20 protein-coding genes are annotated in these 24,824 nt (G+C 65.9%); 13 read left to right on the top strand and 7 right to left on the bottom strand.

Features of this window, described 5'->3' with window-relative positions:
- From nuoL to U1707_RS02200, 7 genes are all read left to right on the top strand, one after another.
- Window positions 1–2,100 (top strand): NADH-quinone oxidoreductase subunit L, encoded by a 2,100-nt coding sequence (gene nuoL, locus U1707_RS02230; protein ID WP_332798510.1) that lies wholly within the window; start codon window positions 1–3, stop codon window positions 2,098–2,100.
- Window positions 2,100–3,659 (top strand): NADH-quinone oxidoreductase subunit M, encoded by a 1,560-nt coding sequence (locus U1707_RS02225; protein ID WP_332798509.1) that lies wholly within the window; start codon window positions 2,100–2,102, stop codon window positions 3,657–3,659. Before nuoL ends, U1707_RS02225 begins: the two co-directional genes overlap by 1 nt.
- A complete protein-coding gene (gene nuoN, locus U1707_RS02220; RefSeq protein ID WP_332798508.1) occupies window positions 3,659–5,104 on the top strand; it encodes an NADH-quinone oxidoreductase subunit NuoN in 1,446 nt (481 codons plus the stop codon). Before U1707_RS02225 ends, nuoN begins: the two co-directional genes overlap by 1 nt.
- Window positions 5,105–5,106: 2 nt before the next feature.
- Entirely contained in the window at window positions 5,107–5,838 is a 732-nt protein-coding gene (locus U1707_RS02215; RefSeq protein ID WP_332799034.1) for a biotin--[acetyl-CoA-carboxylase] ligase, read from the top strand.
- A 10-nt stretch (window positions 5,839–5,848) separates the two neighbouring features.
- The gene (locus U1707_RS02210; protein ID WP_332798507.1) at window positions 5,849–6,625 is read left to right on the top strand and encodes a type III pantothenate kinase; all 777 of its coding nucleotides are present in this window, start codon (window positions 5,849–5,851) and stop codon (window positions 6,623–6,625) included.
- Between the two features lie 63 nt (window positions 6,626–6,688).
- Complete coding sequence (locus U1707_RS02205; RefSeq protein WP_332798506.1) at window positions 6,689–8,326, top strand: ribonuclease J; 1,638 nt, start codon at window positions 6,689–6,691, stop codon at window positions 8,324–8,326.
- 4 nt (window positions 8,327–8,330) lie between these two features.
- Window positions 8,331–8,612 (top strand): DUF1467 family protein, encoded by a 282-nt coding sequence (locus U1707_RS02200; protein WP_277983475.1) that lies wholly within the window; start codon window positions 8,331–8,333, stop codon window positions 8,610–8,612.
- 274 nt (window positions 8,613–8,886) lie between these two features.
- Here U1707_RS02200 and U1707_RS02195 read toward each other — a convergent pair whose 3' ends face one another.
- The gene (locus U1707_RS02195; RefSeq protein ID WP_332798505.1) at window positions 8,887–9,666 is read right to left on the bottom strand and encodes an SDR family oxidoreductase; all 780 of its coding nucleotides are present in this window, start codon (window positions 9,664–9,666) and stop codon (window positions 8,887–8,889) included.
- Window positions 9,667–9,767: 101 nt separating this feature from the next.
- Entirely contained in the window at window positions 9,768–12,056 is a 2,289-nt protein-coding gene (locus tag U1707_RS02190; RefSeq protein ID WP_332798504.1) for a coiled-coil domain-containing protein, read from the bottom strand.
- A gap of 103 nt (window positions 12,057–12,159) precedes the next feature.
- On the opposite strand from U1707_RS02190, the gene U1707_RS02185 reads away from it, so the two are divergent.
- The 4 genes from U1707_RS02185 (at window position 12,160) to U1707_RS02170 (ending at window position 16,260) form a co-directional block, all read left to right on the top strand.
- Window positions 12,160–12,453 (top strand): Hpt domain-containing protein, encoded by a 294-nt coding sequence (locus tag U1707_RS02185; protein WP_332798503.1) that lies wholly within the window; start codon window positions 12,160–12,162, stop codon window positions 12,451–12,453.
- 158 nt (window positions 12,454–12,611) lie between these two features.
- Complete coding sequence (locus U1707_RS02180; RefSeq protein ID WP_332798502.1) at window positions 12,612–13,739, top strand: hypothetical protein; 1,128 nt, start codon at window positions 12,612–12,614, stop codon at window positions 13,737–13,739.
- A gap of 35 nt (window positions 13,740–13,774) precedes the next feature.
- Window positions 13,775–14,875: a DUF2336 domain-containing protein gene (locus tag U1707_RS02175; protein ID WP_332798501.1), complete on the top strand. Its 1,101-nt coding sequence runs from the start codon at window positions 13,775–13,777 to the stop codon at window positions 14,873–14,875.
- Entirely contained in the window at window positions 14,872–16,260 is a 1,389-nt protein-coding gene (locus U1707_RS02170) for a sensor histidine kinase (protein WP_332798500.1), read from the top strand. The genes U1707_RS02175 and U1707_RS02170 overlap by 4 nt, the downstream gene beginning before the upstream one ends.
- On the opposite strand, the gene U1707_RS02165 is transcribed toward U1707_RS02170, so the two are convergent.
- From U1707_RS02165 to gltX, 3 genes are read right to left on the bottom strand one after another with little or no spacing between them, the layout of a single operon-like run.
- Window positions 16,222–16,425, bottom strand: coding sequence for a hypothetical protein (locus tag U1707_RS02165; protein ID WP_056058354.1), 204 nt, complete (start codon window positions 16,423–16,425; stop codon window positions 16,222–16,224). The two genes, U1707_RS02170 and U1707_RS02165, sit on opposite strands and share 39 nt — an antisense overlap.
- Entirely contained in the window at window positions 16,425–17,708 is a 1,284-nt protein-coding gene (locus U1707_RS02160) for a citrate synthase (RefSeq protein ID WP_332798499.1), read from the bottom strand. Before U1707_RS02160 ends, U1707_RS02165 begins: the two co-directional genes overlap by 1 nt.
- A 25-nt stretch (window positions 17,709–17,733) precedes the next feature.
- Window positions 17,734–19,164, bottom strand: coding sequence for a glutamate--tRNA ligase (gene gltX, locus U1707_RS02155; protein WP_443025636.1), 1,431 nt, complete (start codon window positions 19,162–19,164; stop codon window positions 17,734–17,736).
- A 49-nt stretch (window positions 19,165–19,213) separates the two neighbouring features.
- Between gltX and U1707_RS02150 the strand changes: the two genes are divergently transcribed.
- Window positions 19,214–21,448 carry a ComEC/Rec2 family competence protein gene (locus tag U1707_RS02150; protein ID WP_443025635.1) on the top strand — a complete coding sequence of 745 codons (2,235 nt, stop codon included), beginning with the start codon at window positions 19,214–19,216 and terminating at the stop codon, window positions 21,446–21,448.
- A 132-nt stretch (window positions 21,449–21,580) separates the two neighbouring features.
- On the opposite strand, the gene lexA is transcribed toward U1707_RS02150, so the two are convergent.
- Window positions 21,581–22,255 carry a transcriptional repressor LexA gene (lexA, locus tag U1707_RS02145; RefSeq protein WP_332798497.1) on the bottom strand — a complete coding sequence of 225 codons (675 nt, stop codon included), beginning with the start codon at window positions 22,253–22,255 and terminating at the stop codon, window positions 21,581–21,583.
- Between the two features lie 68 nt (window positions 22,256–22,323).
- Window positions 22,324–23,505, bottom strand: coding sequence for a molybdopterin molybdotransferase MoeA (locus U1707_RS02140; RefSeq protein ID WP_332798496.1), 1,182 nt, complete (start codon window positions 23,503–23,505; stop codon window positions 22,324–22,326).
- Window positions 23,506–24,041: 536 nt separating this feature from the next.
- On the opposite strand from U1707_RS02140, the gene U1707_RS02135 reads away from it, so the two are divergent.
- A complete protein-coding gene (locus tag U1707_RS02135) occupies window positions 24,042–24,782 on the top strand; it encodes an energy transducer TonB (protein ID WP_332798495.1) in 741 nt (246 codons plus the stop codon).
- Window positions 24,783–24,824 lie beyond the last annotated feature (42 nt).

The raw sequence follows: 24,824 nt of genomic DNA, 5'->3' as shown, positions 1-24,824 counted from the left end.
TTGATCCAGCTTATCGTCTTCCTGCCGTTACTGGCCGCGATCGTTGCCGGGTTCGGCAATCGCGCGATCGGCAACGTGCCGGCGAAACTCGTCACCACGGCTGCGCTGTTCGCGTCGTGCCTGTTGTCCTGGCCGATCTTCATCGGCTTCCTTTCGGGTACCAGCACGGCGACTGTCGCGCCGCTGCTCGACTTCATCCACTCCGGCGACATGAACGTCGCGTGGTCGCTGCGCGTCGATGCGCTGACTGCGGTGATGCTTGTTGTCGTCACGTCGGTTTCTGCGTTGGTCCATTTGTATAGCTGGGGCTATATGGATGAAGACCCTGATCAGCCGCGCTTTTTTGCGTATCTGTCGCTGTTTACCTTCGCGATGCTGATGCTCGTGACGGCGAACAATCTCGTCCAGATGTTCTTCGGCTGGGAAGGCGTGGGTCTCGCATCCTACCTCCTGATCGGGTTCTGGTTTCGCAAGCCGTCCGCCAGCGCAGCGGCGATCAAGGCGTTCGTCGTCAACCGCGTCGGCGATCTCGGCTTCATGCTCGGCATCTTCGGCACGTTCCTGGTGTTCGGTACGGTCTCCATCCCCGAGATCCTCGCTGCGGCACCCGGTATGGCGGGCGCGACGCTCGGCTTCCTCGGCTACCGTTTCGACACGATGACGGTGCTCTGCCTGCTGCTATTCGTTGGCGCGATGGGCAAGTCGGCGCAGCTCGGCCTGCACACCTGGTTGCCGGACGCGATGGAAGGCCCGACCCCGGTGTCGGCGCTGATCCACGCGGCGACGATGGTCACCGCGGGTGTGTTCATGGTCTGCCGCCTGTCGCCGATGTTCGAGATGAGCCCGGTCGCGCTGACCGTGGTCACCTCGGTCGGTGCCGCGACCTGTTTGTTCGCGGCGACCTGCGGCCTCGTCCAGACCGACATCAAGCGCGTGATCGCGTATTCGACCTGTTCACAGCTCGGCTACATGTTCTTCGCAGCCGGTGTCGGCGCGTACGGCGCGGCGATGTTCCACCTCTTCACGCACGCGTTCTTCAAGGCGCTGCTGTTCCTCGGCGCCGGCTCGGTCATCCATGCGATGCACCACGAGCAGGACATGCGCTATTACGGTGGCCTGCGTAAGAAGATCCCGGTGACGTTCTGGGCGATGATGGCGGGCACGCTCGCGATCACCGGTGTCGGCATCCCCGGCATCTTCGGCAACACCGCGATCGGCTTTGCAGGCTTCCATTCGAAGGATGCGATCATCGAGGCGAGCTGGGCTGCGGGTCAGCCGGGCGTGTGGTTCGTCGGCGTGCTCGTCGCGTTGCTGACGAGCTTCTATTCGTGGCGCGTGATGTTCCTGACCTTCTGGGGCAAGCCGCGCTGGGCCGCATCGGAGCACATCCAGCATGCGCTCCATGACGCGCACGGTCATGACCACGGCGACGCGCATCATGTCGACGATCACCATGCGAACCCGGCGCAGGCCGAGGACGCCGGTCATGCGCCGCACGATCATCACGACGCGCAGCACGCGCCGGCCGAAGGCGATGGTGGGTATCACCCGCACGAGAGCCCGCTGCCGATGCTGATCCCGCTGATCGTCCTGTCGGTCGGCGCGGTCCTCGCCGGCTTCGTGTTCCACGGCTTCTTCATCGAGCCGACCGCAGGCGAAGAGTTCTGGAAGGGCGCACTCGCGTTCCGCGAACATCTGATGCACGAGATGCACGGCGTGCCGTTGCTGATCAAGCTGTCGGCGACGATCGCGATGCTGCTCGGCCTGCTGACCGCCTGGTACGCCTATATCAAGGCACCGACGTTCCCGACGAAGGTCGTCGAACAGTTCGGCGTGCTCTACGACTTCCTGCTGCATAAGTGGTATTTCGACGAGTTGTACGACCTGATCTTCGTTCGCCCGGCGTTCGCGATCGGTCGCTTCCTGTGGCACCGTGGCGACGAGAAGACGATCAACCGGTTCGGGCCAGACGGCGCGACCTGGGTCGTCCAGATCGGCAGCCGCGTGGCCAACCGCTTCCAGACGGGATACCTCTACACCTATGCCTTCGTCATGCTGATCGGGCTGACCGCAGCCGTAACCTGGGCGATCGGACTGTAATGACCGGCTTTCCTATCCTCTCCGTCCTGATCGCGGTCCCGATGATCGCGGCCGTCGTGTGCCTGTTCGTCTCGGCGAACACGGCACGGACGCTGGCGCTGGCGGCGACGCTGATCGACTTCGTCCTCGGCATCATGCTGTGGATGAACTACGACATCGGCGGCGCGCAGTGGCAGTTCGTCGAGCATGCCCCCGGCATCTTCGGTCCGTTCGGCTGGTCGCTCGGCATCGACGGCTTCGCGCTGATGCTGATCATGCTCAGCGTGTTCCTGATGCCGATCTGCATCGGCGCCAGCTGGCGCTCGATCACCACGCGCGTGCCCGAGTACATGGCGGCGTTCCTGTTCACCGAAGTGCTGATGATCGGCACGTTCGCGGCGCAGGACCTGTTCCTGTTCTACGTATTCTTCGAAGCCGGCCTGATCCCGATGTACCTGATCATCGGCATCTGGGGCGGCGCGAACCGGATCTACGCGTCGTACAAGTTCTTCCTGTACACGCTGCTCGGCTCGGTGCTGATGTTCATCGCGATGTTGTACATGGCGAAGACCGCGGGCACGACCAGCATCCCGGCGCTGATGAACTACGATTTCCCGGCGCATGTACAGATTTGGCTGTGGCTGGCGTTCTTCGCGTCGTTCGCGGTCAAGATGCCGATGTGGCCGGTCCACACCTGGTTGCCCGACGCGCACGTTCAGGCGCCGACCGCAGGCTCGGTGATCCTGGCGGGCGTGTTGCTGAAGCTCGGCGGATACGGCTTCCTGCGCTTCCTGCTGCCGATGTTCCCCGAAGCATCGGGCCAGCTGACCTGGCTGATCTTCGGCCTGTCGGCGGTCGCGGTGATCTACACGTCGCTCGTCGCGCTCGTGCAGTCGGACATGAAGAAGCTGATCGCCTATTCGTCGGTCGCGCACATGGCGATCGTCACGATCGGCCTGTTCGCGTTTAACCGTCAGGGCATCGAGGGCGCGATGATCATGATGCTGAGCCACGGCCTGGTGTCGGGCGCGTTGTTCCTATGCGTCGGCGTGATCTACGACCAGATCCATACCCGCGAGATCTCGCGCTATGGCGGCCTCGCGATCAACATGCCGAAGTATGCGATCTTCTTCCTGTTCTTCACGATGGCCTCGATCGGCCTGCCGGGCACCAGCGGCTTCGTCGCCGAGTTCCTGTCGCTGATGGGCACGTATCAGGTCTCGACCTGGACCGCGTTGCTCTGCACGACGAGCATCATCCTGGGTGCGGCGTACATGCTGTTCCTGTATCGTCGCGTCGTGTTTGGCGAGATCAAGTCGGACGACGTCCGCGCGATGGTCGACCTGTCGGGCCGCGAGATGTGGCTGCTCGCACCGATCGCCGCCGTCGTGCTGTGGATGGGCGTGTATCCCGAGAGCTTCCTGGCACCGATGCGCAAGGACGTAGGCGTGCTTCTCGCTCGCGTCGATCGCGCCAAGCCGGCCAGCGATTCCAACCCAACTGCGGGGAAGCCCGCCGCAATTGTCCACGCGGGGCAGCCCGCAACTATCCATAGTGCCGCGCACGGGGAGGCACACTGATGGATTACGCCGCTAACATCGCAATGACGCTGCCCGAGCTGGTGCTGGCGTTGGGTGCGATCGCCCTGATGCTCGTCTCGGCCTGGGGCGGGGACAAGTCCACGCGCGCCGTCTCGATCGCCGCCGTCTTCGTGCTGGTCGGGGCAGGGATAGCATTGGTCGGTCCGGCCTCGTCGGGTGGCTATGCGTTCGACGGCCTGTACCGCGCAGACGCGTTCGGCGCGTTCGCCAAGGTGCTGATCTACATCGCCTCGGCGGTCGCGATCGTCATGGCGCCAAGCTTCTTCGCACGCTCGCACGGCGACGATCTGCGTCCGGAATATCCGGTGCTGATCCTGCTGTCGGCATGCGGCATGGGGATCATGGTCTCGGCCACCGACATGCTAACGCTGTATGTCGGTCTCGAGCTCCAGAGCCTTGCAGCATACGTTCTCGCCAGCTTCATGCGGCGCGACGGGCGTTCGGCCGAAGCTGGCCTGAAGTATTTCGTGCTCGGCGCGCTGGCCAGCGGCATCCTGCTGTACGGCATCTCGCTGGTCTACGGGTTCAGCGGCACGACTTTGTTCTCGGGCATCTCGGAAGCCTATGCAGGCACCAAGTCGCTGGGCCTGCTGTTCGGTCTGGTGTTCGTGTTCGCCGGCCTTGCGTTCAAGATCAGCGCCGTGCCGTTCCACATGTGGACGCCCGACGTGTACGAAGGCGCACCGACCCCGGTGACCGCGTTCTTCGCGTCCGCCCCCAAGGTCGCAGCGCTCGCTCTGAGCGTCCGCGTGGCGGTCGATGCGATGGGCCCGGCGACCGACCAGTGGCGCCAGATCGTAATCTTCGCGGCGCTCGCGTCGATCATCCTCGGTGCGGTCGCGGCGATCGGTCAGACCAACATCAAGCGCCTGCTTGCCTATTCGTCGATCAACAACGTCGGCTTCGCGCTGATCGGTCTTGCAGCCGGAACGCCGGAAGGCGTGTCGGGCGTGCTGATGTACCTGACGATCTACGTCGCAATGACGCTGGGCTCGTTCCTGGTCGTGGTGCAGATGCGCGGTGACGACGGTCAACCGGTCGAGACAATCGACAGCTTGGCCGGCATGTCGCGGACGCGGCCTGCGCTGGCGGCGGCGCTGGCGATCTTCATGTTCAGCCTCGCCGGCATCCCGCCGCTGTTCGGCTTCTACGCGAAGTTCGCAGTGTTCAGCGCAGCGGTCGACGCCGGGCTGTTCCCGCTGGCGGTGGTCGGTATCGCCGCTTCGGTGATCGGCGCGTATTATTATCTGCGCGTCGTCAAGACGATGTACTTCGACGATCCCGCCCCGGCGTTCGCGCCGATGGAGAGCAAGGTCGAGGGCGGCCTCATCGCTGTCGCGGCCGTGTTCGTGTCGCCAGCTGGCTACCTCCTCATCCCCGTGCTTGGCGCGTGGACGATGGCGGCCGCACGGGCGTTGTTCTGAGCATCATCCGCACCGTTGCGGAGACAGGATCGACCAACGCCGACCTGCTGGAGCTTGCACGCGGCGGTGCCGAGGACGGTCTATGGTTGCGCGCGATCCGGCAGACGGCGGGGCGGGGGCGGCTCGGGCGCGAATGGTCATCGCCCGAGGGTAACCTCTACGCCAGCACGCTGGTCCGGTTGCGGCCGAACGATCCGCCGGCCGCCAGCCTCGCGCTGGTCGCCGCGGTCGCTTTGCAGGAGACCGTGTCGACCTTTCTCGTCGCTGGGATCTGCCAGGGCACGACCGATGCGAGCGAGACGCTCGTCCTGAAATGGCCGAACGACCTGTTGCTCGCGGATGCCAAGCTGTCGGGCATCCTGCTCGAACGCGCGGAGGATGCGGTGATCGTCGGCTACGGCGTCAACATCGCGCATCATCCCGATTTGCCCGACCGTGCGACGACCGACCTGGCCGCGCACGGCGTGGTGGTGGAACCCGCGATGTTCCTAGATATTCTCGCCGACAGTTTCGCGCGCTGGCTCGGCCGGTGGCGGACCGAAGGCATCGCGCCCGTCCGTGATCGTTGGGTCGATTGCGCGCACCCTGCCGGGACCGCGCTGACCGCTCGCCTCCCCGACGGCAGCGGGATCGACGGCCTGTTCGTCGGGCTCGACACTGACGGCGCACTGATCCTCCGCTTGGCGTCTGGCGAGCGGCGTGTCATTCACGCTGCCGACGTCTTCCTGCTTTGAGGCCCCGCTGATGCTGCTCGCGATCGATGCCGGCAATACCAATGTCGTGTTCGCGCTGGTCGAAGCCGGCGAGATCGTCGCGCGTTGGCGGATCGCGACCGATCCGCGGCGGACGGCGGACGAATATGCGGTGTGGCTGAGCCAGCTGATGCAGCTTGGCGGGCATGATCGCACTGCGGTCGAGGGGGTGATTGTCGCCACCGTGGTTCCCCGCGCGCTGCACAATCTCCAGGTGCTCGCGTCGAAATACTTCCACACCGAGGCGCTGATCGCCGGCCACGCGCCGGTCGAATGGGGCATCGCGATCGACGTCGACGAGCCGGCCTCGCTCGGCGCCGACCGTGCCGTCAACACGATCGCCGCGCACGCGCTGCATCCGGGCGACCTGATCGTGATCGATTTCGGCACCGCGACCACGTTCGACGTCGTCGACTATAGCGGCGCTTACAAGGGCGGGATTATCGCGCCGGGGATCAACCTGTCGCTCGACGCGCTGGTGACCGCGGCCGCGAAACTGCCGCGCATCGCGATCGAGGCACCGACCGATATCAGCGTCATCGGGCTCAACACCGTTTCGCAGATGCATATCGGCATCTACTGGGGCTATGTCGCAATGATCGAGGGGCTGGTCGCGCGGATGAAGCGCGAGATCGGCCGTCCCGTGAAGGTCGTCGCCACCGGCGGCCTCGCCACATTATTCGAGAAACAGACCGACGTGTTCGACGTCATCGAAGCCGACCTGACGATCCAGGGGCTGGCGATGCTGTGGGATCGTCACCATATCTAGGGCCATTTGGCTCGCGCCGACCGGCCTGCGGGCCATATTCCTGTATAATCCTGAAAGTAATCAATGACTCCGAAGAACGAACTCCTTTTCTGTGGCCTTGGCGGCTCCGGCGAAATCGGCATGAACGTCAACCTGTACGGCTGCCAGGGCAAATGGGTGATGGTCGATCTCGGCATCACCTTCGCCGATCCGCAATATCCCGGCGTCGACGTGATCCTTCCCGATTTGTCCTTCATCGAGGACCGGATCGACGATTTGCTCGGCATCGTCATCACGCACGGTCATGAGGATCATATCGGCTCGCTGCCGTATCTCGCCGAAGACCTCGGCGTGCCGATCTATGCGACGCCGTTCACGATGGGCCTGATCCGCGGCAAGCTCGAGGAAGAGGGCATCGCCAATCGCGTGAAGCTCAAGATGATCCCGATGGGCGGCAATTTCCAGCTCGGGCCGTTCGGCTTCACCTTCGTCGAGATGTCGCATTCGATCCCCGAGGCGAATGCGCTGCTGATCGACACGCCCTATGGTCGCGTGTTCCACACCGGCGACTGGAAGCTCGATGCGAACCCGGTGATCGGCAACCCGACCAAGCCCGAAGGCTTCATGGCGATCGGCGACAAGGGCGTCGACGTGCTGGTCTGCGACTCGACCAACATCTTCAACACCACCGCGTCGGGCAGCGAGAGCACGGTCCGCAAGGGCCTGTTCGAGGAGGTTAGCAAGGCCAAGGGCCGGGTGATGATCACCAGTTTTGCGTCGAACGCCGCGCGGCTCCACACGTTCGGCGAGGTCGCGAAGGAAACCGGCCGCAAGCTGTGCGTGACCGGGCGGTCGCTCGACCGGATCATCAAGGTTGCGCGCGCGACGGGCTATCTGAAGGATTTCCCCGATACGATCAGCCCCGACGAGGCGATGCGCCTGCCCAAGAACAAGGTGCTGATCATCGCCACCGGCGGGCAGGGTGAGGAGCGCGCGGCGCTCGCACGCGTCGCCAATGGCAGCCACACGATCACGCTCGACGCCGACGACACGGTGATCTTCTCGTCGAAGCAGATCCCGGGCAACGAGGTCCAGATCGGTCGCATCCAGAACACGCTGGCGGCCAAGGGCATCCGCATGATCACCGAGCGCCAGGCGCACGTCCATGTCTCGGGCCATCCGGGTCAGCCGGAACTCGCGCAGATGTACGACTGGCTGCGGCCCGACGTGCTCGTGCCGACGCACGGCGAGATGCGTCACATGATGGAGCATGCGCGCTTCGGCCTCGAACAGGGCATTCCGCGCGCGATCGTGCAGAGCAATGGCGACATCATTCGTTTGGCGCCCAAGGGCCCGGCGAAGATCGGTAACGCGACGGTTGGGCGTCTCGTGCTCGACGGCGACGTGATCCTGCCGGCGGACGGTGCGACGCTGAGCGAGCGGCGGAAGCTCGCGATCAACGGCCAGATTTCGGTCGGTGTCGCGCTCGGCAAGGACGGCCGGATGGTCGGCCAGCCGCAGGTCCGGGTGCAGGGCGTGCCGGTTGAGGAAGACCGGGCGGCGTTCATTGCCGACGCGGTGCAGGCAGCGGCCGACACGGTACGCGGCGGCAAGCGCGAGAGCGAGAAGATGCGCGAGCAGATCCGTCTCGCGGTGCGCAAGGTGGCCAAGCGCTGGACCGGCAAGCAGCCGATCGTCGACGTTCTCCTGATCGAGGGCTGAGCCGATGCGCTGGACCTCGGCACTCGCGATCTACGTCCTGTTCTGGTCGTTCTCGGTGTTCCTGGTCCTGCCATTCGGCGTGAAGACGACGCGTGAAGTCGGGGGCGAACACGTCCCCGGCCAGGCTGAGAGCGCGCCGCACGAGTTTCGCTCGGGGCGGACTGCGTGGCGCGTGACGGTAGTCGCGACGGTGCTGTTCGTGCTGTTCCAGCTGAACTATGCCTATGGGTGGATCACCCCCCAGACGGTCGACCTCTTCGACCGCGGGAATATGGTCACGCGCTGAGGGGCGACTTGCATGCGCTTGGGCGGGTTCGCATCCGTCGAGTAGTTTGTCTCAAACTCCGTCATGCTGGGCCCTTCGGCGTAGCTCAGAAGAGCCTTGTTCCGGCATCCACGGTTCCGCTCGGTCGATAGTCGTCAATATGCGGCACGGTGGACCCCGGAACCAGTCCGGGGTGACGGAGCGATTTTGGACACGTTGCGCCGTAAACGCTGTTTGCCGCCTCAGCTAAATTTTCCCCGGATGCTTTCCGCGAGATGCAGCCGAAAAACGGCCTTTACCCCGGCGTTGCGGCGGACCCCGCCAGCAAACCGCCATCGATAGTGATCTCCGTCCCCGTAATATACGTCGCCTCGTCCGACGCGAGCATCACCGCGACCCCGGCCACCTCGTCAGGCATCCCGAACCGCTTCAACGGCGTATCCGCCACCAGTGCCGCCATCCGCGCCTCGCGGTCCGGCCCATCCCCGAGCATCGGCTCCCAGATCGGCGTCAGGATCGCCGCGGGATGCACCGAGTTGCAGCGGATCTTCCACCCCTGCTGCGCGCAGTAGAGCGCCACCGTCTTGCTGTGATTGCGGATCGCCGCCTTCGACGACGCATAGGCTGCTGCGAGGGGAATGCCGACGAGGCCCGAGCGCGACGAAATGTTGATGATCGAGCCGGTGCCGGCCGCCTTCATCGCCCCGATCGCATAGCGGCAGCCGAGGAACGTGCCGTCGAGGTTGACCGCATGAACTGCGCGCCAGTCCGACAAGCTCGCATGTTCCGGATCGTGCGCGACCATGCCGTGCTCGAAACCCGTCGCGCCGGCGTTGTTCACGACCACGTCGACCACCGGAATGATCTCCGTCAGGCGCTGCCAATCCGCCTCTTCGCGGACGTCCAGCTTTTCGAACCGGCAACCGATGGCCCCCGCAGTTTCGGCGGCGGCGGTTTCGTCGATGTCGGTGAGTATGACGATGGCGCCCTCGTCATGGAAGCGCTCGGCGATCGCGCGGCCGATGCCCCGCGCGGCGCCGGTAACGACGCAAATCTTGGTGTTGAGTCTTGGCATTTAAGCCTCGAAATATGAGTCCGGTCGGCGCGTTGCTCCGCTGGCGAGGGCCGCATTAGCGGTTGCGCTGGATCACTTCGAAAGCTCCTTTGAGGTTCGATTCAGCGCAGGCGTTCGATCGCCTGCGCAAGCGCGACGTATAGCTTGCCCATGTCTGACGACAACAAGGTCACGCCAAGCGGCGAGCCGTCTCGTTGTGTCAGGATAGTCCGCAGCATCGCCTCGAAGTCGTGGATGTAGCGGTTGACCATCTCGCGGAAGGTCTCGTCGTCGTCGTAGAGACCGGCGATCTCGCGGACTTCGCTTGCATCGAGGATTCGAACGGCGCGGCGCGTGAAGACGCCGCGGTCGCCCTTGAGATACGCACCCCAGGCGCTGTCGGAGATTTCCGGCGCGATCGCCTTGGTGATATCGATCGAAGCGGAGTTTAGCGATTCGATCAGCAGCGAGACGCGACGTGCGAACGTGTCCTGGTCGGCGTCTTCGCGCTCGCTGCGGGCGTCTTCGATCCGGGTTTCGACGATCGCGGTCTGGTCGACGATCGCCTGAACCTCGCGCGCAAGACGCTCCGTCGCGCCGGTCGCCGCGTCGACAGCGGCGTGAGTCGCGTCCGTAAGCGCCTTGACCTGCCGTTCCACCGTATCGTTGGTCGCGCGGCGCATCGCGTCGGCGCTGGCAGCCTCGAGCGCGGCTGCGGCTTCGGGGATGACCTTCGATAGCGTCTCGCGGGCCTTGTCGGCAGCGACGGCCGCCGTCTCGCGAACGCGGTGGAGTGCCTCGATCAACTGTGGCGCTGCATCCTCAGCGAAATGCTGCGTCCGGCCGATCGCTTCGTCGACCATCTGCCCGAGCGCATCGGCCTTCGCACGGCCGGTATTGAGCGTGTTGAGCAGATCGGTCGACAGCGTGTCGAGCACCTGGCGTTGCTCGCCGATGACGCCGGCGATCGCCTCGATCGCGTCGTGCGTGCTTTCCGCAGCGGTCACGAGTGCCAGCAGTTCGGGACGGGCCGAAACGACGATGTTCTTGCTGGCGAGCACCTGCGTATCGAGGCGGCCGAGCGCCGCGGGCATCGTTTCGTCGATCTCGCGCGCGGCCGCGTCGAGGGCGACCAGCAGCGTTTCGGTGGTCGTGATCGTCCGGTGCGCCATGTCGTCGCCCGCGCGCAACGCTTCGGTCATCGCGTCCGCGGAACCGCCAAGCGCGCTGATCGATGCGGCGAGGCCCTGCGTGCGCTCGGTGCCGTGACGATGGAGCAGTTCGATCCGTGCCTCGACGTCGCCGAGGCCGCTGTGCAGATCGTCGACGATCCTGTCGCCTGCGCTGCGTTGCAGGTCGAGGCGGATCGCGACGCGTTCGATCGCGTCCTCGACCGCGGCGATGCGGAGGGCAAGCGCTTCGGCGCTGTCGCGCGCCGCGCTGTCGAGGGCTGCCTGATTGGCGCCGACCATCGCCAGCATCGCGTCGCCTTGCGCGGCGATACCCCGACGCGAAAGATCGACGGCGTCGGCCGTACGGTTGAGCAGCGCATCGACTGCCGCGGACATGCCGTCGGTTACCGATTCGAGATGCGCGCCCGCGGTCTCGCTGGTCGCCTCCATCCGGACGATATGCGCGGCGAGGCGCTGCGCCGCACCGCTCGCCATCGTGTCGGCCTCGCGACCGCGTTCGGCGAGCGCGACGATCTGTGCATCGAGTGCCGCTGCATGTTCGCTCGCGGACAATCCGGTACGCTCGAGGCGCTTGGCGATGTCGTCGATATCCGCCTGCGCGCGCGGGAGCGTCGCGATCAGCACACCCAGGCTCGTCTGCGCGCCGGCAGTCGAGGTGGCGAGGTTGCGGGCATGCGCCGCCGCCTGGTCGATCTCCGCGGCCATGCCACGCCCGATGGCGGCAAGCTGTTCGGTCGCGCCGTTGCCCATCATCATGAATGTATCGGCCTGATCCGCAAGCTGCGCGCGGTTGGCCTCGATCGTGTTCGACAATGTGGCGATCGTACGCTCCAGGCTTGCGGCTTCGTCCCGCATCGCCTGAGCCGTGACGCCGAACCGGTACGCCTCGGCCCGGCTTGTCCGCATCGTGAGCAACCACATGATGCCGACGAGCACCGGGACCACGCAGAGCGCCGCGACGAACTGTACAAGCGCGATGGGTCCGATGGTCGGCAGCGCGTCGCGCGCTAGCCAGAGCATGCCGAACAGCCATGCGAGCACGATGCCGATGGCAATTCCCGCAAACGCCCGACCATGCCCGCGCGCGGGATGGTCGATCTCGAATGCTTCGAATGTTTCCTCATACGCGCTCTGGGGCATAGGGTCCGATACCGGTTCCATCACGATATCCGCGCGAATGGGATGGGCATTGCCTGCCGCCGCACGAAACCCGATCATTGACGAACCCCCGTTCATGAGGGGCCGAAGTATCACGAAACGCCACCGGACAAAACGTATAGTGCAATGCTCTCTTAAGCATCCGTCCGGTAAGCAGGGCGACATGGCGTATGATCCCGGAGCAATCGATGCGACGTTGGCGGCTGCGGTCGGCGACGAACCCCAGTTGATCGCCGAATTGCGAATCGCGTTCGTGGAAAGCGCCGAGCGGGCGCTGACGTCGATGACCCAAGCGACCAATGCCGAAGACTGGCGTGTCGCGGCGTGGCGGCTGAAGGGGCTGGCGGCAAGCTTCGGCGCGGTTCGGCTGATGGCGATCGCGACCGCCGTCGCGGAGGGCGCTCCCTGCGACGCCAAAGGCCTGGAACGACTACGCGGTGCGGTCGCGCGGCTTTGATTTGGCCGTGGTCGATCCGGTCCGGCGGCCGGGCTGGCCGTATCGGGGGCATTCTCGCCGCGCCCGGGCTTTGCAGGACGGCATGGACCGCCTAACAGCCGACGATGCTTGCCGGCCTCCTATTTGCAATTCACGACGCTGACGATCGTCCCGATCGTTTGGCAGCGACGCTTCCATTCAGTGGTGTCACCCTTATCGAATATCAGGCGCGCCTGCTGATCGCCGCCGGCGTGTCGCAGGTGATTGTCGTGATCGCGCGTCTTACGCCCGAGTTGCTGGGCGCGATCAATCGGATCGGGCGGCGCGGCGTCAGCGTGGATACGGTGCGGTCGGCAACCGAAGCGGTCGAAAAACTCCATCCGCTGGCCCGCGTCCTGATGCTGGGCGACGGACTCGTCACGACCGATGCGATCGTCAAGGCGATGGCCGCGGAAGAGGGGGATTGCCTGCTGGTCGTGCCGGAGGCCGATGCGGGGCCGGGGTTCGAACGGGTCGGCGGTCAGATGGCATGGGCGGGCGTCGCTCGGCTCGGGGCGAGCCGGATCGCCGAAGTCGCCGGATTGCCGCAGGATTACGACCTGCAATCGTCGCTTCTGCGGCTCGCGGTCCAGTCGCGCGCCACGCAAGTGCTGTTGCCGACCGATGCGGTACGCGGCGGGCACGGCATAGAGCGTGAGGCCCGGACGCTCGAAGAGCGCGGGCGTGCCGTATTGATGACGATCGTCTCGGGGCGGCGGGGCTGGTTCGACCGGTTCGTGCTCGCGCCGATCGCGCGCCTTGCGCTGCCGTTGCTGGTCGACCGCGGCGCGGCCGGGGCCAGTGTCGGCGCGGTGGGCCTCGCGCTGGGCGTGGCCGGCCTCGTGACGATCGGCTTTGGGCTGGCATCGACCGGCCTCGTCATCGCCATGGTCGCCTGTATCGCGCTCGCACTCGGCTCGGTCCTGAGCCACCTTCGCGACGAGGCGCCTCTCGCTCGGTCGCAGGTTCTCGCGATCGGCAGCGTCGCTGCGGCATCGATCCTCGTCTTTGCATTCATGGTGGCGGGACAAGCCGGAGACGATACGGCGCTTGCGATCGGGACCGCGTTGATCGCGATCGGTGGCCTTGCCGAGCGCGCTATCCTCGAACGCGATCGTCGACCCTGGTGGGGGAGCCCGGCGGCCTATCTCCTGTTCGTTGCGGTATTCGCGCTGGTCGGGTTTCCGGTGTTCGGGCTAGGTTTTGCAGCGGTGTACGCAACGGCTACGCTGGCGGATGCGATCGAACGACTTCGTCGCGATCCTTAGGCGGACATTAACGACAGGGGATTACCTACCGGATCATGTCTGTCGGCCAAGATCCAGTGCAAGGCGCTATGCCGTCCTATGACGATCCCGTTACCCGGGCGGAAAAAGGACGTCTGCGTGCCGAAACGCGGCTGACGGGAACCATCGCCGACTTCTTCCTGGATGCCGACGCGCGGCTGGACGATCGTACCCGGCTGATGCTGGCGCAGGTCCTCGGTGCGATCGTCGAGGCGATCGAAGCCGACATCCGGCGCCATGCCGCGCGATTGCTGGCCGGGCAGGGACTGACCAAGGCCGGGGAGGCGATGCTGCGGACCAGGGGCATCGGTGTCGTCGCCCGCCTGACCCGCGCCGGTCTGTTGCGTGACGAAGAGTTGATGGACGAACTGATCGCGCGTGTCCGCCACGATCTGATCGCCGCGTCGTTGCCCGTCGAGATCGGCGTTCCGGACGAGGCGAGCCTGTTGGTCCGGCTGGCAGGCGTACCTGACCGCGTCGTGGCGTCGGCCGCATCGGCGCTGCTCGCGGCGGAGAGCCGACGGCGTGTGGCGATCGAACAGGGTTTGGCCGGAGGCAGCGAGCTACCCGCCGAGCTTCATCATCGACTGGTTTGGTGGATCGCGGCGACGATTCGCAACGAACAGCAGATGAACACTCGCGAAAGCGACCGGGCGATTACCGATGCCGCCGGGCGTAGTCTGGCGGCACATGACGAAGGCGAGCGCGCGGATGCGGTTGCGATGCGGCTGGCAGGCGCGATGGATGCGCGACCCAACGAGCTTGCGGCCGTGCTGGTCGAATCGATCGGTGATCGCCGGCTGTCGCTGTTCATAGCGGTGTTGGCGCATGCGCTCGGCATCGCGTTCGATCAGGCGAGGGCGATCACGCTCGACCCCGATGGCGATCGGTTGTGGTTGGCATTGCGTGCGATCGACATGGATCGGCCGACGATCGCCAAGATCGGGCTGGCTTTGTCCGAGGCGGATCCGCGGCGCGATATCGAAGCCTTTGCCGACGCGCTCGACGACATCGTCTCGGTCGGTGTGGAAGACGCCCGGGCTTCGGTTGCCCCACTTGCGCTCAATCGAGATTTCCGCCTGGCGTTACGGGCACTTGCGCGTACGGACCGTCGATGACGATGTTCGACCCGACGACCGAGAACCCGATCGCGCACGCGATCGTCGCTGCCGATGGTACTTTGGCGTTTGCCGATCCCGCACTGATCGCGTTGAACCAGCGCGCGGGCGGCATGCGTGGGGCCCCGCTGGCAGTGCCGCAACTTGCGACGATCGCACGGCTGGCCCGGCGTCTCGGCATCGTCGTCTCGCGTGGCATCGTGGTGGCGGACGACGAGGCGGACGTTGACCTATGGGTCCGTGCGCAGCCTGACGGCGAGAATGTACGCCTGACGGTCAGCGGCTGGCGGGAGATCGCCGCGTGGCGCCCCGTGCGGCCTTCTCCCGACAGCCAGACCATTCTGGACAGCGATAGCGACTGGCGCTGGGAAACCGACGCGGCGTTGCGTCTCACGTTCGTCACGCTGGATGCCGGGCCAAAGCATGGGTTCGACCCGTTCGCGCTGCTGGGACAGCCATTGACGGCAATGTTCGTGCTCGATTCCGGATCGGACGGGGCATTGCCGATCCTCGATTCGCTGGCCCGGCGGCGGGCGATGACGGCGCAGCCTGCGCGATTGCGGAGTTCCGGGCGGTCGGTGGTCCTGACTGCCAACGTCCGCTACGACGTTTCGGGTGATTTCGCAGGTTTCGTCGGCGCGGCCAGGATCGTTGCTGACGAAGCGCCGGCTGCCGCCGAGCCCGCGGCTCTGTCCGCAACGTTCACGACCGGACTGGACAAGGCGTTGCGGGTGCCGCTGGCGCGGATCGTGGCGAATGCCGACAGCATCAATGCGCAGTCGGACGGGCCGGTTCAGGGCGATTATGCCGACTATGCCGCCGATATCGCGACCGCGGGGCGGCACCTGTTGTCGCTGGTCGACGATCTCGTCGATCTGCAAGCGGTCGAACGGCCTGATTTCGCGATTACACCGGAGCCGCTCGACTTGGCGGACGTCGCCCGTCGTGCGGCGGGGCTGTTGACGGTGCGCGCGGCCAATGCCGGCGTAACCATCGCACGTCCCGCGACCGACATGCGCGTTCCGGCGATCGGCGATTTTCGTCGCGTGCTGCAAATTCTGGTCAACCTGATCGGCAACGCGCTTCGCTATTCCCCGCGCGGATCGGATGTATCGGTTACCGTCACGCGCGATGAGACGCATGCGGTGTTGACCGTTGCCGATCGCGGCAAGGGCGTCGCACCCGAGGATCAGGCGCGAATTTTCGAAAAGTTCGAGCGGGTCGATCCGTCGGAGGCCGGCGGCAATGGGCTCGGCCTGTACATCGCGCGACGACTGGCGCGAGCGATGCAGGGCGACCTGACGATCGAAAGCGCACCCGGCGAGGGGGCGCGGTTCATCCTGACGTTACCGGCGGATCCGGCGCGCCACCAGGATCAGCGCTAGTCCGAACGCAGCAAGGAAGGCGCCGCGATCCGCCCAAGGCCGCTGGTCGAGCATGAAGCTTGACTGCGGCCAATGGACGTATCCGAGCCCCTGGCCGATCCAGAGCAGACCCATCAGCGCGCACAGCACGCCGACGACCATCAGGATCGGCCGGAGCGTCTTCATCAGCGTGACGCCATGGGGACATAGTCACGCTCGACCGGGCCATTGTAGAGCTGGCGCGGACGGCCGATCTTCTGATCGGGATCGGTGATCATCTCGTTCCACTGCGCGACCCAACCGACGGTGCGGGCGAGCGCGAAGAGGACGGTGAACATCGACGTCGGGAAGCCGATCGCCGACAGGATCACGCCCGAGTAGAAATCGACGTTCGGGAACAGCTTCTTCTCGATGAAGTACGGATCGCTGAGTGCGAGACGCTCGAGTTCGATCGCGACGTCGAACACGGGGTCGGTGACGCCCAGCTCGCCGAGCACTTCCTTGACGGTCGTCTGCATGACGGCGGCGCGCGGGTCGTAGTTCTTGTAGACGCGGTGACCGAAGCCCATCAGGCGGAACGGATCGTTCTTGTCCTTCGCGCGGGCGATGAACTCGGGGATCCGGTCGACCGTGCCGATCTCACGCAGCATGTTGAGCGCGGCTTCGTTCGCGCCGCCATGCGCGGGGCCCCACAGGCAGGCGATGCCGGCCGCGATGCAGGCGAACGGGTTGGCGCCCGACGAACCGGCGAGACGGACGGTCGAAGTCGACGCGTTCTGCTCGTGATCGGCGTGGAGGATGAAGATGCGGTCCATCGCCTTTTCGACGACCGGGTTCACGACATAGTTCTCGGCTGGCACGCCGAACGTCATCTTCAGGAAATTGCCGGTGTAGCTCAGCGTGTTGTCCGGATAGACGAACGGCTGGCCGACGCTGTACTTGTACGCCATCGCGGCGATCGTCGGCATCTTGGCGATCAGGCGGTGCGACGCGATGACGCGCTGCGCCGGATCGTGGATGTCGGTCGAATCGTGATAGAAGGCGGAGAGTGCGCCGACGACGCCGCACAGGATCGCCATCGGATGCGCATCACGGCGGAAGCCGCGGAAGAACTGCGCGAGCTGCTCGTGCACCATCGTGTGGCGCGTGATCGTGTTCGAGAAATTCGACAGCTCGTCCGCCGTCGGCAGTTCGCCGTTGAGCAGGAGGTAGGCGACCTCCATGAAGTTCGACTGTTCGGCCAGTTCGCCGATCGTATAGCCGCGATGCAGCAGCGTGCCTGCGTCACCATCGATATAGGTCAGCGTCGACTGGCACGATGCCGTCGACGTGAAGCCCGGATCATAGGTGAAATTGTCCGTCTGCGCGTACAGCTTGCGGATATCGATGACATCGGGGCCGATCGTGCCGGACATAACCGGATAATCGAAATCCTTGCCGTCGACCTTGAGGTTTGCGGTCTCGCTCATGCTTGTATCCTTCCTCGAAATCTTATCAGCTTGCCATCCGGTCGGCGATCCGACCGAGGCTCTCGTCGCGCCCGAGCAGGTCGAGCACATCGAATATTCCCGGCGACGTCTTGCGCCCGGTCAGCGCGGCGCGAAGCGGCTGTGCGACCTGGCCGAGTTTGACCCCTCGGGCTTCGGCCACGCGCCGTACCGCGCCTTCGAGCGCCTCCGTATCCCACTCGGCGAGCGCGTCAAGTTCGGCATGGGCATTGACCAAAATTCCGCTCGCTTCACCCTGCAAAAGGCTCGCTGCGGCGTCATCCATGGCCAAAGGACGCTGGCTGAACAGGAAATTTGAACCTTCGGCCAGCTCGTTCAGGTTTGCGGCACGGGGCTTCAGGACGGGCATCGCGCGAGTCAGAAGCTCAAGTCCGCCGGTCGGCAGGTCGTGGCCGAGACGATCGGCGGCGAGCTGCGCGAGGCGCGCGTCGTCGGCTTCGCGGATGTAATGGCCGTTGAGGTTCTCGAGCTTCTTCAGGTCGAAGCGTGAGGGCGACTTGCCGACGCCCGACAGGTCGAACCACTCGACCGCCTGATCGCGGCTGATGATCTCGTGGTCGCCGTGACCCCAACCGAGCCGGAGCAGGTAATTGTCGAACGCTTCGGGCAGGATGCCCATCTCGTCGCGGTACGCTTCGATGCCGACCGCGCCGTGACGCTTCGACAGCTTGGCGCCGTCGGGGCCGTGGATCAGCGGGATGTGCGCGTAGATCGGCTCGGGCCAGCCCATGGCGCGGTAGATTGGCAACTGGCGGAAGGCGTTGTTCAAATGATCGTCGCCGCGGATGACATGCGTGACGCCCATGTCGTGATCGTCGACGACGACGGCCAGCATATAGGTCGGCGTGCCGTCGGAGCGGAGCAGGACGAGGTCGTCGATCTCCTCGTTGCGGACCGTCACCGCGCCTTGCACGCGATCCTCGATCGTGACGGCGCCTTCCTGCGGCGCGCGCAGGCGGACGACGTGGGGAAGATCGGGGGCCTCGTTTGCAGGGCGATCGCGCCACGGGCTGCGGATGCGAAGCGGCTTCTTCGCGGCCTGTGCCTCGGCGCGCATCGCGGCGATCTCGTCGTTGGTCATGTAGCAGCGATAGGCGTGACCGTTCGCGACCATCTCGTGCGCGACCTGTGCGTGGCGCTCGGCGCCCGCGAACTGCATGACGACGTCGCCGTCCCAGTCGAGACCTAGCCAGCGCATCCCGTCGATGATCGCGTCGATCGCCGGCTGGGTCGAGCGGACCCGGTCGGTATCCTCGATCCGCAACAGGAACTTGCCGCCGTTCGCCTTGGCGAACAGCCAGTTGAACAGCGCGGTGCGCGCGCCGCCAAGATGCAGGAACCCCGTCGGCGACGGAGCGAAACGGGTAACGACGGGTGCGGCCGAGTTGGCGGTGCCCGTATCAGATATTGCGCCCAACCGCGGGTGCTCCCAGACTGAAGAAACGATGGAGAAACGATAGAAAACGATGGCCATGACAGCCGTCGCCGCCCCTAGCATGCGTCCTTGGCGGCGACAAATGGGCGTGCCGCGATGGGGGGCTGCCGTCGGGCTTGGCGTGGAGCGCTGGCTCGAGGCGGAGCGCGACCAACTGGTGCTGTGGCTGCCGGTGATGCTGGGTGGCGGGATCGCGTTGTGGTTTGCGCTTCCGGACCCTGAAGCCTGGCGTCTGGCGATACTGTCGCTCGTTGCAGTCGGGCTGGCATGCCTTGCCGTCGGCCAAGGTGGACGGGCGGCGCGCGTCTTGGCTATCGGGCTGCTGACGTGCGCGCTGGGGCTGGGGCTTATCTGGGCGCGTTCGGAATGGGTGGCGCGGCCGGTCCTTGGCGGTCCGACGATCGCGCGTTTCTCCGCGAAGGTCGAAGCTATCGAACCACTGGTGGCGCGCAAGCTTGTGCGGTTGACGGTGCTGCCGATCGGCAAGGGCGTGGAGACCGATGGGCAGGCGGTCGCCTTGCCATACCGCGTGCGCGTCAATCTAGCCGAGGCGGACGCGCCCGCGGTGCTCGGGACAGGGGCTGTCGTGCATCTGCGAGCCCGGCTGATGCCGCCGCCGCTCCCCGCGGTCCCGGGCGCCTACGATTTTGCCCGCGTCGCGTGGTTCGGCCAGATCGGCGCGACGGGACGGGGTTTCGCACCGGTGACCATCACCACGCCGAGCGATTCGGGCGCTGGAGTCCGCGTCGCGCTGTCCCACCACATCGTATCGCGACTGGACGGAAGCGCGGGCGGTATCGCCGCAGCGCTCGCGACCGGCGACGTCGGCGCGATCAGCGAGGAGGATTCGGAGGCGATGCGCCGGGCGGGCCTTGCACATCTGCTGTCGGTCAGTGGGCTGCATATCACCGCGGCAGTGGCGGCAACGATGTTCATCGTCCTGCGACTGTTGGCGCTGAGCCCCTGGCTCGCCTTGCATGTCCGCCTGCCGCTCGTCGCGGCACTGGCGGGCGCGGCGGCCGCTATCGGTTACACCTTGCTTACGGGCAGTCAGGTGCCGACGATCCGATCCTGCGTCGCGGCATTGCTCGTGCTCGCGGCGCTGGCGATGGGGCGTGAGGCGATGACCTTGAGGCTCGTCGCGGCAGGCGCGATGTGCGTCATGCTCGTTTTGCCCGAATCGGCGGCGGGGCCGAGCTTTCAGCTGTCGTTTGCGGCGATCACCGCGATCATGGCGCTGCACGAACACGCCGCGGTTCGGGTGTTCTTCGGGCCGCATGACGAGGGTCGGGGGCGGCGTCTCGCACGCGGCGTGGCGTCGTTGCTGCTGACCGGACTGCTGGTCGAATTCGCGCTGATGCCGATCGCGGTCTATCATTTCCATAAGGCCGGGCTTTACGGCGCGTTTGCCAACATCGTTGCGATCCCGCTGACGACGTTCGTGGTTATGCCGCTCGAGGCGTTGGCGTTGTTGCTGGATGCGGGCGGGCTTGGCGCACCGATCTGGTGGCTGGTCCAGTGGTCGCTCGATACGCTGCTCTGGCTTGCCCATCTCGTCGCCGGCGCTCCGGGATCGGTGCGGTCGTTGCCGGCCATGCCGACGGCGGCGTTCGCGCTGATGGTGGTCGGCGGGATCTGGATTGCCTTGTGGCGGACGCGGCTTCGGCGGCTGGGGCTGGTGCCGCTGGCGATCGGGGCCGTGTGGGCGCTCACCACACCGCCGCCCGACATCCTGGTGACGGGCGATGGTCGTCATGTCGCGGTACGCACGGTGGCGGGGCTGGCGATGCTGCGGGATCGAGCGGGAGACTATACGCGCAATACGCTGGCCGAGAATGGCGGGGTGGACGGCGAACCACTCTTGTTGGCCGACCAGCCGGATGCGCGGTGCAGTCGCGACCTTTGCGTGACGGACGTGGTCGCCGGTGGGCGGACCTGGCGCGTGCTGGCGACGCGCAGTGCGTATATGGTGCCGATCGGCCAGCTGATCGCAGCGTGTCGTTCTGCGGATGTCGTCGTCAGCGAACGGGGCTTGCCGAAGCGGTGCGTGCCACGCTGGCTTAAGCTGGATCGTCGTGTTCTGAAGAAGACGGGCGGGATTGCGTTGACGTTGGGTACGGGGCGGATAGTGACGATCCTGAGCCCTGGCGACCGGCATCCCTGGCGGGATCCTCCGACGCTTGAGCGAACTTCGGGAAGTAGGAGTCTGGCTTCTCGAAAGCCGTATCGGAGGTGGGATGGCCATTACGAACGGTCGTTGCCCTGACGGGAGTTACGCCCGCAGCTACGTAAGATGCCGCACGGTACCCTGGATCCTGACTTTCGTCAGGATGACGGGGCCTAATAGTCTAGCGAACGTCCGCCGCGGCTTGCCAATGTGCCCGTGCTGTTCCGACCCTTAGTCGTAGCGGCGGAGGATGCCGGACAGCTTGCCTTGGACGCGGACTTGCGCGGGGGCGTAGCGTTGGGGGTCGTAGGCGCGGTTGGCGGGGTCGAGGCGGACCATTGCGCCTTCGCGGCGGAAGTATTTGAGGGTGGCTTCGCTGTCTTCGATCAGGGCGACGACGATCTCGCCATCGCGGGCGGTCTCGGTGCGGCGGATCAGGGCGTAGTCGCCGTCGAGGATGCCAGCTTCGACCATCGAATCGCCGGAGACTTCAAGGGCGTAGTGTTCGCCGGTGCCGAGAAGCGCGGCGGGGACGGCCAGCATGGTGCTGCCTTCGAAGGCTTCGATCGGGACGCCGGCGGCGATGCGACCGTGGAGGGGGATCTCGATCACGTCGTTGGCCGGCTGCGGCGTCGCGGCGGTGGGCGCTGCCTTGACGTTCGACGACTTGGACGGGGTCTTCTTTTCCGGACGCTCGGGCATGCGCAACACTTCGAGCGCGCGCGCGCGGTTGGGCAGGCGGCGGATGAAGTTGCGCTCCTCAAGCGCGCTGATCAGGCGGTGGACGCCCGACTTCGACTTGAGGTCGAGGGCGTCCTTCATCTCCTCGAACGACGGCGAGACGCCGGTATCGTTGAGGCGATCGTTGATGAAGCAGACGAGTTCGTGCTGCTTGCGCGTGAGCATGGCGGTTCTCCGTCCGGAACAGACGAGGAACCTCTATGGAACATAATTAACGGCGTCAAGCGCTCGCTTTACACGATCACGAGGATTTCCGCCGATTCGCCTGTCTTTGCGATCGGCGCATTGCCGGCGCGGACGATCAGGCAGGTCGAGCGGGCAAGCGTCAGCAACATCGAACTGTCTTGGATCGTGGAGGCATAGGCCTTGCCCTCTCGGAGTTCGGCACGGAGATAATCGGTGCGGGCGTTGTTGGCGGGGAGGTCTTCGCCGAGCAGGGCGTGGGTGGACTGGGGCAGCGGGTCGCGCGCGCCGGCCATGTGGGCGACGACGGGTTTCACGAACAGCGTCGCGGTGACGAACGCCGAGACCGGGTTGCCGGGCAGGCCGAGCACCATCATCCCGCCGATCCGGCCGGCCATCATCGGCTTGCCGGGGCGCAGTGCGATCCGCCAGAAATCGATGGTCCCCCCGGCGGCTTCGATCGCCGGGCGGACTAGGTCGTGATCGCCGACCGACGCGCCTCCGGTTGTGACCAGCAGGTCGGCCTGAACGCTGGCGAATGCGTCGCGCAGCACGTCCAGATCATCGGGGAGGATGCCGAGGTCGATGACGTCGACGGGCATGTCGGCGAGCATCGCAGCGAGCATGATGCCGTTCGATTCGGGGAGCGCGACGCCGTCGGTGGTCGAGCCGGGTGGGACGAGTTCGTCGCCGGTGGCGGCGACGGCGACGCGGACGCGGCGGTTGACGGTGAGGCTGCCGTGGCCCCCGGTTGCGGCGACGGCGATGCGCGCGGGGCTGAGGCGGTCACCGGCGGCGATCAGGCGGGTGCCGGTGGAGAAATCGAGGCCCTTGCGGCGGGTGTTGCGGCCGAGCGTCTGCGGGCCTTCGCCGGCGAGGATCAGGGTTTCGCCGCCACGCTCTGCTTCTTCCTGCACCATGACCGTGTCGGCACCGTCCGGCATGGCGGCGCCGGTGAAGATGCGGGTGGCTTGGCCGGTGGCGACCTGGCCTGCGAAGGGCCGGCCGGCTGCGCTTTCGCCGATGACGTTCCACGGGCCGGGGAGGTCGGCGTAACGGATCGCGTAGCCGTCCATGGCGGAGAGGTCGGCCGCGGGCTGCGTGCGGCGGGCGAGGATGTCCTCGGCGGCCCAGCGGCCGGCGGCTTGTCGCAAGGTTACGGTCTCGCTGCCGACGCGGGGGGCCATGGCGAAGAGGCGGGTCTGGGCTTCGGCGACGGGGACTAGGGTCATGCGTAAGGCTCTGTTTCTGGGCGGTTCTGAAAAGTGAAGTGCAGGAAGTGCAGACGCTGGGAGCGGTTTGGCGGTTGGTGCTTTGGGGGCGGTGTATGAGGGAAGCGCGGAGGGGCGTGGGTATGTTCCATGCTTTGGCATCGGTTTGGGATGTAGGACAGGTGTCGTCGGCTTAGCGGGCTGCGGTGTGCTGAGCTGGTATTGGCGCTGCCGTTGCTGGCCATGAAGATTTGAACTGAACGTCAGCTTCCGCCTCCTTGTTCTTCCGCGAAGGCGGGAGCCCGGACTGGGTCCCCGCCTCCACGGGGAAACATGGGGGCTGGGTGAAAGGCGTTCGTTATCACTTCGGCCTTTCCAATGGGGCCCCGGCCTTCGCCGGGGTGGGGTGGGGAGTTTGGTGTGCCGCTGTATTCTCCCACGCAGGCTGCGCCGGCACGCAGGGCTCGTTGGTCTGCGATCGTGGCCTTTGACCGTTCGGCCAGCGCCGGTTCATGCCGCGTAGGGCTTTGCTTGGGAGAAAGAGACACCAGATCAGCATGATGACACGTAATCAGCCTCGGGCGAGAGACAGGGTCGGGGCGGCGGTGGGCGCGGTGCTGTTGCCCGGGGTGCTGGGCTATGCGCTGCTCAACGGGCTGGTGGTGCCGCTGCCGGCGGCCGTGAGCGATGCGTTGAAGGTATTCAGCGTGGCGTCGCCTCCGCCACCGCCGCCCGAGGAGAAGGTCAGGCCTCGGCCTTCGCCTAGCCGCAAGCCGGAGGGGGCTGCGTCGCCGCCTAACCTGAAATCGAAGGCTACCGAGGTCGTTGCGCCGCCGCCGGTGGTGCCGGTGGTCGTGCCGCCGCCCGTGATCGTGGCAGCCAAGGCTGGGCTGGGTGCGGAGGCGACGGCGGGCGCTTCGGATGTACGCGGGCCCGGGACTGGGAGCGGCGGGATCGGTAATGGCACCGGCAGCGGTGGCTCTGGGGATGGTGACGGCGGTGGGGGCGAGGAGACGCCGCCGGAGTGGCGCCGGGGACGGTTGCGGGATTCGGACTATCCGCGCGAGGCGGCCGAGACGGGAATCCGGGGACGGGTGTCCGTGCGGTACGTGGTCGAGACCAATGGTCGGGTGACGCGGTGCCGGGTGACGCGGTCCAGCGGGAGCCGGGTGCTGGATGATCTGACGTGCCGGTTGATCGAGGAGCGGTTTCGGTATGATCCGTCGCTCGATGCGGCGGGGCGGCCGGTGGAGTCTACGATCGTGGAGAGCCACGATTGGTCTATGGGTGAGGATTGAAGTCCCAGGCTAGGCGCGTTCTGCTTGGCTTGCCCTCACCCT

The sequence above is a fragment of the Sphingomonas sandaracina genome (assembly GCF_036663695.1).
GTDB lineage: Bacteria > Pseudomonadota > Alphaproteobacteria > Sphingomonadales > Sphingomonadaceae > Sphingomonas.
This window is presented reverse-complemented; position numbering and strand designations above follow the sequence as displayed.

Excerpts from the sequence above, each read along its gene's own strand:
- U1707_RS02225 (WP_332798509.1), top strand. The coding sequence starts at position 2,100 with ATGACCGGCTTTCCTATCCTCTCCGTCCTGATCGCGGTCCCGATGATC.
- nuoN (WP_332798508.1), top strand. The coding sequence starts at position 3,659 with ATGGATTACGCCGCTAACATCGCAATGACGCTGCCCGAGCTGGTGCTG.
- U1707_RS02210 (WP_332798507.1), top strand. The coding sequence starts at position 5,849 with ATGCTGCTCGCGATCGATGCCGGCAATACCAATGTCGTGTTCGCGCTG.
- U1707_RS02205 (WP_332798506.1), top strand. The coding sequence starts at position 6,689 with ATGACTCCGAAGAACGAACTCCTTTTCTGTGGCCTTGGCGGCTCCGGC.
- U1707_RS02200 (WP_277983475.1), top strand. The coding sequence starts at position 8,331 with ATGCGCTGGACCTCGGCACTCGCGATCTACGTCCTGTTCTGGTCGTTC.
- U1707_RS02195 (WP_332798505.1), bottom strand. The coding sequence starts at position 9,666 with ATGCCAAGACTCAACACCAAGATTTGCGTCGTTACCGGCGCCGCGCGG.
- U1707_RS02190 (WP_332798504.1), bottom strand. The coding sequence starts at position 12,056 with ATGATCGGGTTTCGTGCGGCGGCAGGCAATGCCCATCCCATTCGCGCG.
- U1707_RS02185 (WP_332798503.1), top strand. The coding sequence starts at position 12,160 with ATGGCGTATGATCCCGGAGCAATCGATGCGACGTTGGCGGCTGCGGTC.
- U1707_RS02175 (WP_332798501.1), top strand. The coding sequence starts at position 13,775 with ATGTCTGTCGGCCAAGATCCAGTGCAAGGCGCTATGCCGTCCTATGAC.
- U1707_RS02170 (WP_332798500.1), top strand. The coding sequence starts at position 14,872 with ATGACGATGTTCGACCCGACGACCGAGAACCCGATCGCGCACGCGATC.
- U1707_RS02165 (WP_056058354.1), bottom strand. The coding sequence starts at position 16,425 with ATGAAGACGCTCCGGCCGATCCTGATGGTCGTCGGCGTGCTGTGCGCG.
- U1707_RS02160 (WP_332798499.1), bottom strand. The coding sequence starts at position 17,708 with ATGAGCGAGACCGCAAACCTCAAGGTCGACGGCAAGGATTTCGATTAT.
- U1707_RS02150 (WP_443025635.1), top strand. The coding sequence starts at position 19,214 with ATGGCCATGACAGCCGTCGCCGCCCCTAGCATGCGTCCTTGGCGGCGA.
- lexA (WP_332798497.1), bottom strand. The coding sequence starts at position 22,255 with ATGCTCACGCGCAAGCAGCACGAACTCGTCTGCTTCATCAACGATCGC.
- U1707_RS02140 (WP_332798496.1), bottom strand. The coding sequence starts at position 23,505 with ATGACCCTAGTCCCCGTCGCCGAAGCCCAGACCCGCCTCTTCGCCATG.
- U1707_RS02135 (WP_332798495.1), top strand. The coding sequence starts at position 24,042 with ATGATGACACGTAATCAGCCTCGGGCGAGAGACAGGGTCGGGGCGGCG.